Below are 16,814 nucleotides of genomic sequence, written 5' to 3'. Positions count from 1 at the left end.
TTTTATCTGTCAAAATCAGTGACTAAAAATCAGTCGATATGAATGGAAGCTTCTTCCTTGTCCTGCTCTTCTTTTGCTTCTGCAAGATCTTCCTCGAATTCATTCGCAATTTTTTCTGCTTCTTCAAGAGCATTGTCTACGGCTTCCTCATCTGTTTCCTCAGCGTCCGCTGAATCTTCGTCTGAATCCTTTTCGGCAGGATTTTCAGCTGAATCCTCATCTTCCGGTACTTCGGCGGTCTCTTCCTCGGAAGTTGCTTCCCAGGAAATGAAATCCTCATGAACTTCCTTTTTTTCCGGCTGGCTGGAAGTCTCCTGCTCGTCCTCAAAATCATCCTCAGCATCAGCTGCCTGCTCCAAAGCTCTGCGCTTTGCAAAAGCGGCGGCTACAGCACCTGCTGCTGCGGCAGTCACTGCACCAAGGGCAACCATACCCCAATATTTGTTAATTTTTGCCATATTGTATACTCCTTTCGCGGTTCTCCACCTGTCCTGGAAACAAACAGATGGGGCTGACCTTATTGTAATACTTTTGGGACAAAAAGAAAAGAAAAAAATCATTGCGTCGATATACGCACAGGGTTATACTGATAACACAGAAAAGGAGAGATTATGGAAATAATTGTTTTAGCTTCGGGATCCCCTCGAAGAAAGGAATTGCTTGCAAAAACCGGACTGAAATTTTCCGTGGTTGTAAGCGGCGGGGAAGAAAAGGCAGAGACATCAGATCCTGCCGAAACAGTAGAAAAGTTGTCTTTGGATAAGGCATCTGCAGTTGCAGACCTGCTTCAGGCCGAAAAGGAGCCGCAGCTGATCATCGGCGCGGATACAGTGGTTGCCTGTGACGGTGAAATTCTTGGAAAGCCTTCGGATAGGGAAGATGCTTTTCGTATGCTGTGGAAGCTGCAGGGACAGACACATCAGGTTTATACAGGAGTGACGCTCCTGCTTAAGAAAAAACATACCTGGCAGGCTCATACCTTCAGCGAGAAGACAGATGTACAGTTTTATCCTGTTTCCAGGGAAGAACTGCTCGCCTATATTGAAACGGGAGAGCCTATGGATAAAGCTGGCAGCTATGGGATCCAGGGCGGATTTGGAATCTATGTGAAGGGAATTTGCGGGGATTATAATAATGTAGTAGGTCTTCCTGTTGGCAGACTGGTATATGAACTTAAGAAACTTGGAATAGACATAAGAGGTATAAAAAAATGATAAAAGCATGTATTTTTGATTTGGACGGAACACTGGCTTACACTCTGGATTCCATGGCAGCTGTAGGAAATCAGGTAGTGCGGAAGTTTGGACTGAACCCAATGCCAGTGGAGAATTACCGGTATTACTGTGGAAACGGTGCAGATATGCTGGTAAAAAGACTTCTGATCGATGCAGGAGACAAAGAGCTTGTACATTATGAAGAAGCACGTAAGCTTTACAGAACGGAATTTGATAAGGATCCTTTCTATAAAATACAGCATTACCCGGGAATGCCGGAGACTTTGAAAACTTTGAAGCAAAACGGGGTAAAGCTTGGCGTATGCTCCAACAAGCCCCATGAGGCAGCTGTGAAGGTAGTAAAAAGAATGTTTGGAGATCAGGTCTTTGACATGGTGATGGGCCAGAGCGATTCCATTCGAAAGAAACCGGCACCGGATGGTCCTCTGAAGATTGCCGAGGCATTTGGCGTGCTGCCAGAGGAGTGCATGTATCTGGGAGATTCCGGAACGGATATGCAGACAGGCAAGGCAGCAGGCATGTATACTGTAGGTGTTCTGTGGGGCTACCGGGAAAAAGAAGAGCTTTTAAAGAACGGCGCAGATGCCCTGGTGGAATCTCCGGAAGACATCCTGGATCTTTATGAGGAAAAATGCAGCAAATAAAAAAGGAGGTATATAAGATGTATACAGAAGAGTGCATCCAGACATTTTTGGAAAATCAGGAGCAGCTTTTTGATGAGCCTGTAGCAGAGAATTATGAGGAGGCAGAGGCTTTTCTTGAGGACTGCATGGCAGTGGTGGCAGATTCCATCAGCGAGGTGCGTAAATACCTGTCCGGTATGGGCGCGGATGTGGATGGTATGAGCGATGACGAACTGGAGGAAGCCAGCGAGGTATTTGTCCTGCCAGATGGAAAATATCTGATCGTAGAGGGATAAGGACTGCCAGTAATCCTGTTGGATAAATTCATATTACATAGACGTAAAATCAGGTTGCTATAATAACCATAAACAAAGATACAGGTGCAGCATTTTACAAAGCGACCCATAGTTTACAGCATTGTAAAAAGCACTTGTAGAAATGTTTAAAATATGTTACGATAATGTTAAGACTCAGCCAAAAGGGGAATGTAAAGGAGGATGGCATATGAGATCTAGGAAAATTATAGCAATGGTTATGACTTTTCTTATGATGCTTTCCTTGCTTCCGTCACTGGTATTCGCTTCTGCGGTACCGTCCGGAGAATTAGGAGGCAAGCTGAAAATCAAAGGAACTGCAGCTGTAGGATCTGAACTCAGCGCAGATTATACCAAAGTTACACCAGAGGGGCTTAGTGATGACTACGTAAGCTTCAGCTGGTCAAGGAAAACAGGAGACCAGCTTACAGAGGTTGGTACGGAGAAAACTTATAAGCTTACAGCTGATGATCTTGGAAATAAGATCCAGCTGAAGATCACCGGAAAGTCCGAGCTTGGAGTAACTGGTGAGCTGAAAGCAAACACAGTTGAAATCGTGGCAACACCGGAGGAAGCTCCGCAGGAGACTACAGAGGATCCGGATGCTGCAGCTGCACAGGATACAGCAGCTGAGGATTCTGCCGCAGAGGATATCCAGCAGGCAGAAGATGCTCAGCCAGCAGAGGATACTCAGGACGAAGTAATTGATATTGGCGGGGAACCGGAAGCTTCTGCTGATGAAATGCAGCCGGCAGAGAACCAGACAGCAGCAGATACCACAGATACATCTGATTCAGCAGCTGATTCTGCAGATGCTGCACAGCCGGCTGATACCGCAACAGATGACAGCGTAATCGATATTGGAACAGAAGACTATCTGGAAATTCCAGAAGAAGGTCAGAGCAACGATGCATCTGAGGCAGACAATGCGCAGGATGCACAGGCACCGGAGGAAGTTTCTTATGCAGCTGAGGCAGCAGCGGATACTGCATCAGAGGACGGAACTGCAGTTGTAGATTTCGGAACTGTAGATGCCGGATTCACACAGGAGGAATCTAATTCCATAGCAAAGACCGTCACCATTAAGAACACCGGTACAGGTACTCTGAATTTTAACGAGATCAGCCCGGAACACTTTATGGTACAGGATATCAATGAGCCTCTCGCAGCTGGAGAGCAGACATCTGTATGGATCATGCCAAGAGCAGGCGTTGAGGCCGGAGAATACAAGGATACCATTACCTATACCACAGAAGAGGGTACAGAGGTTTCCTTCAATGCGGATATGGTAGTAGCGGCAGCAGATGATCAGACACCAGCTGAGGAGCCGACAACTGACCCAACTCCAACCGAGGAACCATCCGCCGACAATCAGATACCAACTGAGGAACCGGCAGAGCCTACTCCGGAAGTTCCATCAGAACCAGAGGTTCAGAATGATCCGAAGATTGAAGCAGCAGATGAAACAATCACGGACAACACTGTAAACCTTGGCGAGTTTACCGTAGATGCGGATACTGCACCTACACCTGTAAAACTGAAGAATTCCGGTACCGGAACTGTGAAGCTTGCAGTACAGACTGATAAAGATTTTGTAACAGCAGCCTTTGCTTCTGAAGAAATTGAGCTTCCAGCAGATGGAAGTACTACAGCAGCATTAAGCATTACACCAAATGATACCAGCGAGACTGGTGACTTTGAGGATACCGTAACAGTTGTCAATGCAGAGACTGGAGATACCCTGCTTGCTCTTAAAGTTTCCTACTCTGTTAAGGAGACACCAGCTCCGGAGCTGACTGCAGATCCTTCAAAGGTAGAATTTGACAGCAAAGAGGTTGGCTACACAGAAGCACCTGTAGCAGCAACTGTAACTCTTGAGAACACAGGCAATGTGAAACTGACAAACCTTACTGTAAGCATCAGCGGAAGTGAGTTCACTTTAGGCAATCTGCCGGTAGCAGAACTGGATTCCAGTCAGACGGCATCCTTTACCGTAGCACCTGCAGTTGGATTAGCAGCTGGTTCTTACAGCCAGAACATCTCCATCAAAGCAGACCAGATCACAGAAATCGTAATCCCTGTAAGCTTCACTGTAACTGAAGCAGCTGTTAAGCTTACCGCAGTCAGCAAGCCAGCAGACATCACTCTGGCAAACGGCGTGGAGAAATCCGCAGAGGGATTACAGCTCCCATCCACAGTTAAGATTACCACTACAGCAGGCGACATGAACGCTTCCGTAGCATGGGATGTAAATGGATGTGCTTACAACCAGAACAGTGCAGAAGCACAGAAGTTCTCTGTAAATGGTACCGTTACCCTTCCAGATGGCGTGACCAATCCGGATAACCTGAACCTGATCGTATCTGTAAATGTTTCTGTAAGCCGCGGACCGATCGTTTCCGATGCTTCCAAGAACACAATTACAGGAATCAGCTCTGATGGTTCTTACACCACAGAGACCAAGATCACCTTCACAGCAGTTGGAGCAGGAACCGACATTGAGAACCCGATTAAGGGTGATGTAAGATATCTGCCTCTGAACTGGGAAGTTCTGGAATCAAGAAGCTGGGACAAAGCTCCATATTCCGCAACCTTCCGTATGGGCAAGAGTGGTAACTACACCTTAACGGTAACCTACAACCAGCAGAAATTCGATGGAAGCAACTGGGTAAACACAGGCACACAGGATACCAAACAGGTGAACTTCACCGTTGCAGCAGCACCGAATCAGACACTGACACCTGCTGCTGACAAGTCCGATGCAAACCAGAAGAACGCAGTAAAGACTGGTGATAACACACCAATCCTTCCATTCGTAATCATTCTGGTAATTGCAGTGGTACTGATTGCAGGAATTCTTGTTTACCGCAATAAGAAGAAATAATAAGCATTCAGCTTTTTCAAAAATAAAAAAGCATGAATGATGAAAGGGGAGGCTGATAACAGCTTCCCCTTTTTGGCGGCAGAAACCGCAGGAATGTCCGTGTACATCAGACCTTTTTTATAGATCATTCCATCCATTAACAAATATTACTAGCACTCATTTTGAATGAGTGCTAAATTTTTCTTGACTTTTGGGAAATTTGGTATTACTATAGTTTGTATAATTTAGAAGACAAAGGAGAGTGAGCTGCATGGCTGAAAAGCATGGTAGTTTATCAATTAACAGTGAAAATATTTTTCCAATTATAAAGAAATGGTTATATTCTGATCACGACATTTTTGCAAGAGAGCTGATTTCCAATGGCTGTGACGCCATCACCAAGCTGAAGAAGCTGGATGTTATGGGAGAGTATACACTTCCAGATGATTACAAGGCAGAGGTTCATGTAATCGTTAATCCGGAAGAGAAGACCCTGAAATTTATCGATACAGGTCTTGGTATGACAGCAGACGAAGTAGAGGAGTACATTACTCAGATCGCTTTTTCCGGCGCAACTGAGTTCCTTTCCAAATATAAAGACAAGACAACAGATGACCAGATCATCGGACACTTCGGACTTGGATTCTATTCCGCATTTATGGTAGCCGATGAGGTTCAGATCGATACTCTTTCCTATAAAGAGGGAGCAACTCCGGTACACTGGACCTGCGACGGCGGTACAGAGTATGATATGCAGGATGGCAATAAGACCACAGTTGGTACTGAAATCACCCTGTTCCTTAATGATGAGAGCACAGAGTTCTCCAATGAGTATCGTATGAGAGAAGTGATTGAGAAATACTGTTCTTTCATGCCTGTGAATATTTATCTTTCCAAGGAGAATGCTCCTCAGGAATATGAGACCATCGATGAGTCCGAGCTTCGCGAGGATGATGTGGTTGTAGAACATATCCACGAGGATGCCAAGACTGAGGAGAAAGAGAACGACAAAGGGGAGAAAGAAGTAGTAGAAGTTTCTCCTGCCAAGGATAAAGTAAAGATCAACAAGCGTCCGGTATCCTTAAGTGACCCGCAGCCGCTGTGGATGAAGCATCCGAACAGCTGCACAGATGAGGAATACAAGGAATTCTACCGCAAGGTATTCATGGACTACAAGGAGCCTCTGTTCTGGATCCATCTGAACATGGATTACCCGTTCAACCTGAAAGGTATCCTGTATTTCCCGAAGATCAATACAGAGTACGATTCCATTGAGGGAACCATTAAGCTGTACAACAACCAGGTATTTATTGCAGATAATATTAAAGAGGTTATTCCGGAGTTCCTGCTTCTTCTCAAAGGTGTGATCGACTGCCCGGATCTGCCGCTGAACGTATCCAGATCTGCCCTGCAGAATGATGGATTTGTAAAGAAGATTTCCGAGTACATCACCAAGAAGGTTGCAGACAAGCTTACCGGAATGTGCAAGACAGACCGTGAGTCCTATGAGAAATACTGGGATGACATCAGCCCATTTATCAAATATGGCTGCATCAAGGACAGCAAGTTTGCAGACAAGATGAATGACTATATTCTTTTCAAGAACATTGACGGCAAATATCTCACTCTGAAAGACTGCATCGAGGAGAACAAGAAGCCGGAAGAGAATACCGAGACAAAGGCTGAGGAAACCACAGAAGCCAAAGAAGAGAACAAAGAAGACTCCAAGGAGAAAGAGCCTGAGAAGACTACCATCTTCTATGTAACAGATGAGGTTCAGCAGAGCCAGTACATCAATATGTTCCGTGAGGCAGGCAAGGATGCGGTTGTTCTGAAGCACAACATTGACAGCGCATTTATTTCCCACTTAGAGCAGAAAGATCAGACCATCCAGTTCAAGAGAATTGATGCAGACCTTTCCGAGGAACTTCGCGAGGACGGTGCTGCTGATGAAGAGACATCCAAGACACTTACAGAAGTATTCCGCAGCGCCCTGAAAAACGACAAGCTGGAAGTGAAGGTGGAGAACCTGAAGAATGAGAAGGTTGCTGCTATGATGACACTTTCCGAGGAAAGCCGCCGTATGCAGGATATGATGAAGATGTACAATATGTACGGCATGGATCCGTCTATGTTTGGCGGCCAGGAGACTCTGGTGCTCAATGCCAAGCATCCGTTGGTTCAGTTTGTTGCTGGCAACAAGGATTCTGAGAAGACTCCGGTAATCTGTGAGGAACTCTACGATCTTGCAATGTTAAGCCACAAGCAGCTCTCTCCGGAAGAGATGACCAAATTTGTACAGAGAAGCAACGAGATCCTGCTTATGCTTACCAAATAAATTAAGATGTCAGGATTCTAAATAAAAGACAGTCCCGCCAGGACAGGGGAAATCCCTCCTGGCGGGACTGTTTTTTGCATGCGTAAAAACCGCCAGGACGAAAATCCTAAAATTTTTTACATTTTTATAAAAAAATTATCTCAAAAAGCTAAAAAACTGGAAATTAATTCGTATTATATATAGAGGCAAAAATTCGCTAACTGCAGATGCAGGAGTAACTAATTGTGGGAGGGACTTAACATGAAAGAGGTATACGGAACGATACGTAAACTAGGTGCAACATCAAAATACAAAGGATATTATTTTGTGGCAGAAGCTATACGGATGACTATGGAATTTCAGGAAAGACCGATGAAGATCACAAAGGACATTTATCCAAGGCTGGCAAAGAAATTTAAATCCAAACCATCCAATATAGAGCATGATATCCGTACTATTGTAAATGTATGTTGGGAAAATCATCGGGAAAGGCTGGAACAGATCGCCGGATATCCTCTGGAATACAGACCAACGAACAGTGAATTCGTAGACATGATCGCATTTTATCTGGGAACGGATGAGGAGAGCTGAGACTATAAGCTCTCAGCGGAAATCTCATTATGACTGAAAAACTCCGTTACATACTGCTCCCAGAGATGGTCCAGTTCTTTGCCCGGGAAAAAGGTCTTCAGGGAAGTGCCGGTAGTGCAAAGAAGGGTTTTGTTTTTGTACTGAAGGTTCAGATATAGTCCCGCCACCTGTTCCGGGGGAAAAGGAAGGGACGAGTTCTGAAGCAGGGCAGCAGCTTTATTGGGAGAAAACTGAAGCACGATCTTAAAGGAAAGCGGCGAACGCTTCCCGCGGATGATGGAATAGCAGATGGGCTTCACCTCTTTCCACAGTGAGTAGGTGCGATGGCTGGAACTTAAAAATTCCTGCTGGTCATTGTCGAAAAATTCAGTCTGCAGTCTGCCGTCAATGGTAAAGAGATTGCTTGTGGTGATCTCGGCCTGGTTCAGCCAAAAAAGGTCGAAGGTGTCGCCGAGAAAAAGTTTGTTTGTGAAATCTTTCTGATCAGTGATTTTCAGGGCAAGCATAGGTGCCTCCTTTCACGGGAAAAACAAATTCATAAGTATTTACCATTATAAAGCAAATTGCCAAAAAAGGAAAGAAAAAACTCTTTTCAAACATGTAGTAATGTGTTAATATAGATGTGGTATTTAAAACTACATAGCATGGAAAAGAGGACGATATAATTGAGCTATAAAATTGTTATAGATAGTTGCGGAGAACTTCTGGAGCAGTGGAAGCAGGATGAGAGATTTGAATCTGTACCGCTGACGCTTACTGTGGGAAGTGAGAATATAATTGATGACGAGACCTTTGACCAGGCAGATTTCCTTCAGAAGGTTGCAGCCTGCCCGGAATGCCCCAAGTCAGCGTGCCCGTCTCCAGAGAGCTACAGAAAGGCATTTGACTGCGAGGCAGATCATGTGTACTGCGTGACTCTTTCCTCTGAATTAAGCGGTTCCTACAACAGCGCTGTTCTTGGAGCAAGCCTTCTTCATGAGGAGAGGAAGGATAAGCAGGTTCACGTGTTTAATTCCCGCTCTGCTTCCGTAGGACAGACCCTGATCGCCATGAAGATCGCACAGTGCGAGGACGCTGGACTTCCTTTTGAGGATGTCATCAGCGTGGTGAATAAATATATTGAAGAGCAGCATACATTTTTCGTTCTGGAGAATCTGGAGACCCTTCGCAAGAATGGCCGTCTCAGCCGTGTGAAGGCACTTGTGGCAACTGCACTTAAGATCAAGCCGATCATGGGCTCCACACCGGAAGGCAGCATCTGCCAGTTAGACCAGGCCAGAGGCATGAACAAGGCTCTTGTAAAGATGGTGGAGAAGATTATGGAAGCTACGGAGAACAGTGAGAGTAAGGTGCTTGCCATTTCACACTGCAACAGCCCCAAGAAGGCTCAGATGCTCAAGGAAGCCATCCAGGAGAAGATGAAGCTGACCGACATCGTGGTACTTAACACGGCCGGAGTCAGCAGCATGTATGCAAATGACGGTGGAATTATTGTAGCGGTATAATGAATACGCTTCCTTTTTTGAAAAAAGTGTGCTATACTCACTTAAGACGATATTTCATCGCAAAGGAGACGTGCTACTATGAGTCAGAAGAAAGTAGATGCTTACAAAGCAGAGAAAGCAAACCGTGAGAAAATCATGAAAAGAGAGAAACTGATCCTGAATCTTGAGAAGCTTGCAGCACTTGTTGTATGTATTGTTGCTGTATGCTGGATTGGCTACTCTGTCTATGGCAAGGTAACAGAGGGACAGGAGACCGTACAGACAGAGACTGTTATGGATACCTCCGCACTGGATTCCTATCTGAACGGACTGAGCGGAGACGCCGAATAAAATAATTCGGCAGCCTGCCGCCAGACCGAATCTGTCAGGCATTCATTTTTCATAAATTTCAATAAAAGGTTAAAAAAATCCCCCCGGAATCATCCGAGGGGAATTTTTTGCCTCAATTATAACTTAGTAACGTTAGCTGCCTGCATTCCGCGAGCGCCCTCTGTTAAGTCATATGTTACAGCCTGGCCTTCTTCAAGAGATTTGAAGCCTTCACCATTGATTGCAGAAAAGTGTACGAATACATCAGCTCCGTCTTCTCCTGTGATGAAACCATAACCTTTTTCAGCGTTGAACCATTTTACAGTGCCCTTGTTCATTTGAGTTACCTCCATAAAAAATAAAAAAATTATAATACTGTTCTGGCGAAAAAAAATCACCAGATTTTACAGACTATATCATGTAAATATATAATCTCTAAAAACTAGTGATTTTACATTAAATAATCTTCGACATGGATTGATTATATAACCTGCACCAGAAAAAGTCAAGGAGAATTAAATTTGTGTGAAAAAAAAACAATTCTGGCGGCCAAACAGATACTTGTGGAAAAAAAGTCTTTATTAAATGAACGTTTTCGTGTATGATAGTTGTGATATAATCTAACATATGCCAAGTGTATTTTTTGATAGATACCAGAAGGGAGAGAATCAAATGGGTATTCTGATTCAGGGCGGTCGTGTTGTGGATGCGGCGTCCCAGATGGACAAGATTGCAGATGTTTACCTGGACGGCTGCGTGATCCAGGAAATCGGAGAGAAGCTGAAGGTAAAGGATAAGGATGACAGGATCATAGATGCCAGAGGAATGGTGGTAATGCCAGGACTGGTGGATCTGCATGTGCATTTCCGTGATCCGGGACAGACTGAGAAGGAAGACATTGAAAGCGGCTCGAAGGCAGCGGCAAGAGGCGGTGTGACTACAGTTGTGGCAATGCCGAATACCACTCCGGTGATTGACTGTCCGGACCGTGCCAACTATGTGAAAAACAAAGCGGCTCAGGTTTCCCCCATCCATGTGCTTCAGGCAGGAGCCATGACCAAGGGGGAACTTGGATGCGAGCTTTCTGACATTGCAGGAATGGCAGCTGCAGGCGTGCCTGTTCTTTCAGAAGACGGCAAGTCCGTTATGAAAGCAAGCCTTTGCAAGCAGGCCATGGAAGAAGCAGTAAAAGCTGGACTTCCTATTTTTGACCACTGTGAGGATATGACTCTTCGCGGGGACGGCTGCATGAACGATGACGAGAATGCAAAGCGTCTGGGGCTTCCGGGAATCTGCAATTCCACAGAGGATACCATTGCAGCAAGAGATTCTCTTCTTGCCATTGAGACAGGGGCGAAGCTGCATCTGTGCCACTGCTCCACAAGAGGCGTGGCAATTATGATGAAAATGCTGAAGGAAGAGGGCATTCAGAATGTAACCGCAGAGGTTTGCCCCCATCACTTCATTCTTACATCCGATGATATTGAGAGAGACGATCCTAACTACAAGATGAATCCGCCTCTTCGTACCAGAAAGGATGTGGATGCCCTGATCGAAGGCCTGAAGGAAGGCTATATTCAGGTTATCAGCACAGACCATGCTCCTCATACCCAGAAGGACAAGACCGGTTCCATGCGCACCGCAGCATTTGGAATTGTAGGAATTGAGACCAGCTTTGCCCTTAGCTACACCGCACTGGTTGAGACAGGAGTCCTGACTCTTTCCCAGCTGGTGGAGAAGATGAGCTACAATCCGGCCAAGATTCTGAATCTGCCCTGCGGAACCCTGCAGGAGGGTCATCCGGCAGATGTAGTGATCGCAGATATCAAGCATCCATACACCATCCATAAAGCAGACTTTGTTTCCAAAGGAAAGAATACCCCGTTTGAGGGGAAAGAAGTAAAAGGAAAGATCCTGTACACCATCTGCGACGGCAAAGTGGTCTACACAGATCCATCCGCAGTGAAATAATCCTATTTTAAGTGAACAACAGGACCGGCATCCTGGCAGACCATGCCCTGTGGTGCCTGGCTTCCTATAAAATATATCCAGGAGGACAACATCCATGATCAACAAACTTATTGCAAATATCAAGAAAACAGGTGCGCCTATTGTAGTAGGCTTAGACCCAATGCTGAACTACATTCCAAAGCAGATCCAGGAGAATGCATACAAGGAATTCGGCGAGACTTTAGAGGGCGCTGCAGAGGCAATCTGGCAGTTTAACAAAGGAATCGTAGATGCTACATACGATCTGATCCCGGCAGTGAAGCCCCAGATTGCTATGTACGAGCAGTTCGGACTTCCGGGACTTGCAGCTTACAAGCGTACCATTGACTACTGCAAGGAGAAGAACCTGGTGGTGATCGGAGATATTAAGCGAGGCGACATCGGATCCACATCCGCTGCCTATGCAACTGCACATCTTGGAAAGATTCAGATCGGAAGCAAGACCTACGCACCCTTTGATGAGGATTTTGCGACTGTAAACCCATACCTTGGAACTGACGGCGTGAAACCTTTCGTAGATGTGTGCAAAGAAGAGAAAAAGGGAATTTTCGTGCTGGTTAAGACTTCCAATCCGTCCAGCGGCGAGTTCCAAGACAGAATCGCAGAAGGCCGCCCGGTTTATGAGTGGGTTGGTGAGAAGGTAGCAGAGTGGGGCGCTGACTTTATGGGAGACGGCTACAGCTATGTAGGTGCGGTAGTAGGCGCAACCTATCCGGAAATGGGCAAGGTATTAAGAGAACTGATGCCGAAAACCTTCATCCTGGTACCTGGATACGGTGCACAGGGCGGTAAGGGCGCTGACCTTGTACATTTCTTCAACAAGGACGGACTTGGCGCGATTGTAAACTCTTCCAGAGGAATTATTGCAGCCTACAAACAGGAGAAATATGCGGAATTTGGTGAGGCAAACTATGCGGATGCTTCCCGCCAGGCTGTAAAAGACATGGTACAGGATATCAGCGAAGCACTGGAAAACCGCTAGGAGGAAGAAAATGGGCACAAAGGTAAAAGAAACCTGCACTGTGATCAGCCAGGAATGCATTGGCAAAGATATCTACAGCATGTGGCTGCAGACGAAGACCATAGCAGGAAACGCAAAACCGGGACAGTTTGTCTCCGTATATACACAGGATGGGGGCAAGCTGCTTCCCCGTCCTATCAGCCTGTGTGAAATCGATAAGGAGAAGGGCGCACTGCGTCTTGTTTACCGCGTTACAGGCAAACATACAGGTACAGAAGGATTTTCCAGACTTGGCGCAGGCGCACAGCTGGATCTTCTCGGACCTCTTGGAAACGGCTTTCCGTTAGAGGAAGCAGAAGGCAAAAAAGTATTCCTTATGGGCGGCGGCATCGGTGTACCGCCTATGCTTGAGACCATGAAGCAGCTGCATGCACAGAAAATGGCAGTTCTTGGCTACCGCGACGAGCTGTTTCTTGATAAGGAATTTGCCAAAAACGGTGACGTATACATTGCCACAGAGGACGGCTCTGCCGGAACAAAGGGAAATGTAATGGATGCCATCCGTGAGAATGCTCTGGAAGCAGACGTGATCTTTGCCTGCGGACCAAAGCCTATGCTTCGTGCAATCAAGGCGTATGCCCTTGAAAAAGGCATTCCCTGCTGGATCTCCATGGAAGAGCGCATGGCATGCGGAATCGGTGCATGTTTAGGCTGCGTATGCCAGTCCACAGAGGTGGATTCCCACTCCCATGTACACAATAAGCGAGTATGTAAGGATGGTCCGGTATTCCTTAGTACGGAGGTGGAGTTATGAGTAAAATGAGCGTAAATCTTGCCGGAGTTACCCTGAAGAACCCGGTAATGACAGCTTCCGGAACCTTTGGCTCCGGTGCGGAATACAGTGAGTTTGTAGATCTGAACCATCTTGGCGCAGTAGTGACAAAGGGCGTGGCAAATGTGCCGTGGCCGGGCAATCCTACCCCTCGCGTTGCCGAGACCACAGGAGGCATGCTCAATGCCATCGGACTTCAGAATCCGGGAATCGATGTTTTCTGTGAAAGAGACATCCCATTCCTTCTGAAATACGACACAAAGATTATCGTAAATGTGTGCGGAAAGACCACAGAGGATTACTGTGAGGTAGTAGAACGTCTGGCTAATGAGCCTGTGGATATGCTGGAGATCAATGTATCCTGCCCCAATGTAAAAGAGGGAGGAATTGCTTTTGGCCAGAATCCAAAGGCACTTGAGGCAATCACAAAAGAAGTGAAAAAATATGCCAAGCAGCCCGTGATCATGAAGCTGAGCCCTAATGTAACCGACATCACAGAGATGGCCCGTGCTGCAGAGAGCGGCGGAGCAGATGTGGTTTCCCTGATCAATACCATCACAGGAATGAAGATTGATATTAACCGCAGAACCTTTGCCCTTGCCAACAAAACCGGAGGAATGTCCGGTCCGGCTGTGAAGCCTGTTGCAGTGCGCATGGTATACCAGGTTGCAAATGCGGTGAAGATCCCGATCATTGGAATGGGCGGAATCGCAAGCGCAGAGGATGCCCTGGAGTTTATTATGGCAGGTGCCACCGCAGTCTCTGTGGGAACTGCCAACTTCATCAATCCATACACTACCCAGGAGGTTGTGGACGGCATGGAGGCATTCCTTGAGAAACAGAAAGTAGAAGACATTAACCAGCTCATCGGCTGTGTGAAATAATTCAGATAAAACAGGATAAGACCTAAGGAGGACATAAAAATGGAACAGTATAAACAGGAATTTATTGAGTTTATGATCGACTGCAATGTGCTGAAATTCGGAGATTTCGTTACAAAATCAGGAAGAAAGACCCCGTTTTTCGTAAATACAGGATTCTATCGCACAGGAGCACAGCTTCGCAGACTGGGCCAGTATTATGCAAAAGCAATCGAGAGTAAATTCGGACTGGATTTTGATGTGCTTTTCGGACCTGCATACAAGGGAATCCCGCTGACGGTTGCTGCAACTATAGCAATCAGCGAAGAGTATGGCAAGGACATCCGCTACTGCTCCAACCGTAAAGAGGTAAAGGACCATGGCGATAAGGGAATCCTTCTTGGAAGCCCGATCGAGGATGGCGACAAGGTAGTGATCATTGAGGATGTTACCACCGCTGGAACCTCCATTCAGGAGACTCTGCCTATCATCAAGGCACAGGGAGACGTTTCCCCTATCGGTCTTGTAGTATCTGTAGACCGTATGGAGCGCGGCCAGGGAACCAAGAGTGCCCTTAAGGAAATCGAGGAGAAATATGGTCTGAAGACAACAGCCATCGTTACCATGGCAGAGGTGGTAGAGCATCTTTATAACAAAGAATATAAAGGAAAGGTCATCATCGACGACACTTTGAAAGCTGCCATTGATGCATATTACAGCCAGTACGGCGCAGAATAATGGTAAAAGGAGGAAATTGCTGATGAGCGAGAAGCTTTATAAGATCGTATCAGGCGTGGGAGCCGGAAGCATTGCCCTTGGAATCATTACCCTGGTAACCGGCGTCACAACCGGAGTTCTCATGATCGTGAACGGTGCCAGACTTCTGAAGGGCAAATCCGATATGATGATTTAAGGGGATTGTTTTGAAAAAGGAAACGAAAACGATGATTCGCCGTATGGGAATCGTGTTGTTTGCAGTCTATGTGATCCTGCTGATCTACTTTCTCTTCTTTTCAGAGGAGTACGGCAGGGTTGCACAGGCGGAACGGGTGTATCGGTATAATCTGGTGCCTTTTGTGGAAATCAGAAGGTTCTGGGTATATCGGGAACAGCTGGGCGCATTTGCGGTATTTACCAATATTTTCGGAAATGTGATCGGCTTCCTACCTTTCGGGTTTATCCTTCCGGTTATTTTCAGAAGAATGAACAGTGGTTTTCTTATCTGCATATCAGGATTTATATTAAGTCTGACAGTAGAAGTGATCCAGCTTGTCACGAAGGTCGGATGTTTTGATGTAGATGATATGATTCTGAACACCCTTGGGGCAGCCCTTGGATATGTTCTGTTTCTCATCTGCAATCATATTAGGAGAAAATTCCATTATGGCAAGAAGATATAGATATTCATTTACAAAGAAAAAAGAAGCCAAAAAAGGGAAGCTGTCTGCCGGCCTGGCAGCGGCGTCCTTTTTGCTGTTTATAACGGCAGTGGCACTGGCCTATTTTCTGGACACCAGCCTGGGCTTTTTAGTAGGAGGAGTGGGCCTTTTTGCCACTCTTCTTTCTGTGTACGGATTTATTATGGGCCTTCTCAGCTTTTCAGAAGAGGGCAAAAGCCACAAAACCAGTATGATCGGCTCCATCGCAAACGGCCTGATCATGGTGGTATGGCTTGGTATTTACCTGACAGGGCTTTGACTGAGAGCGCGTTTGAAAGGAGTACTATGGACGAACGTTTGAAAAAACAGATGGACTTTATTTTGGAAGTGGATAAGGTGAAAAATATTATGCGGCAGACCTATCTGGCAGACGGGAAACGCAAGGAGAACGATGCGGAGCATTCCTGGCATCTGGCGCTGATGGCAGTGCTTCTGAAGGAGTATGCGCCGAAAGAAGTGGATCTGTCCAAGGTAATTCCCATGGTTCTGATCCACGACCTTGTGGAAATTGATGCCGGGGATACCTATGCCTATGATGATGACGGTGCAAAGACAAAGCGTGCCCGTGAGAAAAAAGGGGCAGACCGTATTTTTGGACTGCTTCCTGAGGATCAGGGCAAATGGCTCTATGATCTCTGGGAGGAATTCGAGGCCTACGAGACACCGGAGGCTAAGTATGCTCACATGCTGGACAACAGCCAGCCGCTTTTCCTCAATGATGCTACAGACGGAATCAGCTGGGTAGAGCATGGGGTAAAGAAAAGCCAGATCTACAAGCGCAACAGCCGCACAGGGGAGGGCGCACCGAAGATCTGGGAATATATGCAGGAACTAATCGACAAGCATGTGGAAAAAGGACATGTGATCGGAGATATATAAAGAGAAAGTGAGGGGAAAATTTGGACGAATTATTAGTGGAGCGATACACCCTTGCCAGCGAGCGGGTTCGTGAAGT

20 protein-coding genes are annotated in these 16,814 nt (G+C 46.2%); 17 read left to right on the top strand and 3 right to left on the bottom strand.

What is annotated here, in order from left to right; translation table 11 throughout:
- Nucleotides 1–29: 29 nt before the first annotated feature.
- Nucleotides 30–458 (bottom strand): hypothetical protein, encoded by a 429-nt coding sequence (locus tag OCV70_RS14030; RefSeq protein ID WP_117854045.1) that lies wholly within the window; start codon nt 456–458, stop codon nt 30–32.
- A 153-nt stretch (nt 459–611) separates the two neighbouring features.
- Between OCV70_RS14030 and OCV70_RS14025 the strand changes: the two genes are divergently transcribed.
- From OCV70_RS14025 to OCV70_RS14000, 6 genes are all read left to right on the top strand, one after another.
- A complete protein-coding gene (locus OCV70_RS14025) occupies nt 612–1,214 on the top strand; it encodes a Maf family protein (RefSeq protein WP_117854043.1) in 603 nt (200 codons plus the stop codon).
- Entirely contained in the window at nt 1,211–1,879 is a 669-nt protein-coding gene (locus tag OCV70_RS14020; RefSeq protein ID WP_117854040.1) for an HAD family hydrolase, read from the top strand. The genes OCV70_RS14025 and OCV70_RS14020 overlap by 4 nt, the downstream gene beginning before the upstream one ends.
- Nucleotides 1,880–1,896: 17 nt before the next feature.
- The gene (locus tag OCV70_RS14015) at nt 1,897–2,154 is read left to right on the top strand and encodes a glyoxalase (protein WP_117854038.1); all 258 of its coding nucleotides are present in this window, start codon (nt 1,897–1,899) and stop codon (nt 2,152–2,154) included.
- A gap of 208 nt (nt 2,155–2,362) precedes the next feature.
- Nucleotides 2,363–5,056, top strand: a complete 2,694-nt coding sequence (locus OCV70_RS14010; protein WP_243000300.1) for a COG1470 family protein — start codon at nt 2,363–2,365, stop codon at nt 5,054–5,056.
- A 250-nt stretch (nt 5,057–5,306) separates the two neighbouring features.
- Entirely contained in the window at nt 5,307–7,373 is a 2,067-nt protein-coding gene (gene htpG / locus OCV70_RS14005) for a molecular chaperone HtpG (protein ID WP_117854036.1), read from the top strand.
- A gap of 240 nt (nt 7,374–7,613) precedes the next feature.
- The gene (locus OCV70_RS14000; RefSeq protein ID WP_117854034.1) at nt 7,614–7,943 is read left to right on the top strand and encodes a sporulation initiation factor Spo0A C-terminal domain-containing protein; all 330 of its coding nucleotides are present in this window, start codon (nt 7,614–7,616) and stop codon (nt 7,941–7,943) included.
- 2 nt (nt 7,944–7,945) lie between these two features.
- Here the strand turns inward: OCV70_RS14000 and OCV70_RS13995 are convergent, their stop codons facing one another.
- Nucleotides 7,946–8,449 (bottom strand): DUF5721 family protein, encoded by a 504-nt coding sequence (locus tag OCV70_RS13995; protein ID WP_117854031.1) that lies wholly within the window; start codon nt 8,447–8,449, stop codon nt 7,946–7,948.
- Between the two features lie 159 nt (nt 8,450–8,608).
- Here OCV70_RS13995 and OCV70_RS13990 point away from each other — a divergent pair, with 159 nt between their 5' ends.
- A complete protein-coding gene (locus OCV70_RS13990) occupies nt 8,609–9,448 on the top strand; it encodes a DegV family protein (RefSeq protein WP_021925397.1) in 840 nt (279 codons plus the stop codon).
- Nucleotides 9,449–9,526: 78 nt separating this feature from the next.
- Complete coding sequence (locus tag OCV70_RS13985; RefSeq protein ID WP_117854029.1) at nt 9,527–9,778, top strand: hypothetical protein; 252 nt, start codon at nt 9,527–9,529, stop codon at nt 9,776–9,778.
- 116 nt (nt 9,779–9,894) lie between these two features.
- Here OCV70_RS13985 and OCV70_RS13980 read toward each other — a convergent pair whose 3' ends face one another.
- Nucleotides 9,895–10,095, bottom strand: a complete 201-nt coding sequence (locus OCV70_RS13980) for a cold-shock protein (RefSeq protein ID WP_008705499.1) — start codon at nt 10,093–10,095, stop codon at nt 9,895–9,897.
- Between the two features lie 334 nt (nt 10,096–10,429).
- Between OCV70_RS13980 and OCV70_RS13975 the strand changes: the two genes are divergently transcribed.
- From OCV70_RS13975 to OCV70_RS13935, 9 genes are all read left to right on the top strand, one after another.
- Nucleotides 10,430–11,728, top strand: coding sequence for a dihydroorotase (locus OCV70_RS13975; protein WP_021925395.1), 1,299 nt, complete (start codon nt 10,430–10,432; stop codon nt 11,726–11,728).
- Nucleotides 11,729–11,822: 94 nt separating this feature from the next.
- The gene (gene pyrF / locus OCV70_RS13970; protein WP_021925394.1) at nt 11,823–12,749 is read left to right on the top strand and encodes an orotidine-5'-phosphate decarboxylase; all 927 of its coding nucleotides are present in this window, start codon (nt 11,823–11,825) and stop codon (nt 12,747–12,749) included.
- 10 nt (nt 12,750–12,759) lie between these two features.
- Nucleotides 12,760–13,542, top strand: a complete 783-nt coding sequence (locus OCV70_RS13965; RefSeq protein WP_021925393.1) for a dihydroorotate dehydrogenase electron transfer subunit — start codon at nt 12,760–12,762, stop codon at nt 13,540–13,542.
- Entirely contained in the window at nt 13,539–14,444 is a 906-nt protein-coding gene (locus tag OCV70_RS13960) for a dihydroorotate dehydrogenase (protein ID WP_117854024.1), read from the top strand. The genes OCV70_RS13965 and OCV70_RS13960 overlap by 4 nt, the downstream gene beginning before the upstream one ends.
- A gap of 39 nt (nt 14,445–14,483) precedes the next feature.
- Nucleotides 14,484–15,158, top strand: coding sequence for an orotate phosphoribosyltransferase (pyrE, locus tag OCV70_RS13955; RefSeq protein WP_117854022.1), 675 nt, complete (start codon nt 14,484–14,486; stop codon nt 15,156–15,158).
- Nucleotides 15,159–15,180: 22 nt separating this feature from the next.
- The gene (locus OCV70_RS13950; RefSeq protein ID WP_021925390.1) at nt 15,181–15,333 is read left to right on the top strand and encodes a hypothetical protein; all 153 of its coding nucleotides are present in this window, start codon (nt 15,181–15,183) and stop codon (nt 15,331–15,333) included.
- A 10-nt stretch (nt 15,334–15,343) separates the two neighbouring features.
- Nucleotides 15,344–15,820: a VanZ family protein gene (locus OCV70_RS13945; RefSeq protein WP_243176802.1), complete on the top strand. Its 477-nt coding sequence runs from the start codon at nt 15,344–15,346 to the stop codon at nt 15,818–15,820.
- Nucleotides 15,804–16,118, top strand: a complete 315-nt coding sequence (locus tag OCV70_RS13940) for a DUF6142 family protein (RefSeq protein WP_021925388.1) — start codon at nt 15,804–15,806, stop codon at nt 16,116–16,118. The genes OCV70_RS13945 and OCV70_RS13940 overlap by 17 nt, the downstream gene beginning before the upstream one ends.
- A gap of 26 nt (nt 16,119–16,144) precedes the next feature.
- Nucleotides 16,145–16,738 (top strand): HD domain-containing protein, encoded by a 594-nt coding sequence (locus OCV70_RS13935; protein ID WP_243000298.1) that lies wholly within the window; start codon nt 16,145–16,147, stop codon nt 16,736–16,738.
- The last annotated feature ends 76 nt before the right edge of the window (nt 16,739–16,814 follow it).

The organism is Blautia acetigignens, assembly GCF_025566865.1.
GTDB lineage: Bacteria > Bacillota > Clostridia > Lachnospirales > Lachnospiraceae > Blautia_A > Blautia_A acetigignens.
Note: the sequence above shows the minus strand (reverse complement) of the source record. Positions and strands in the feature narration are given on the sequence as shown.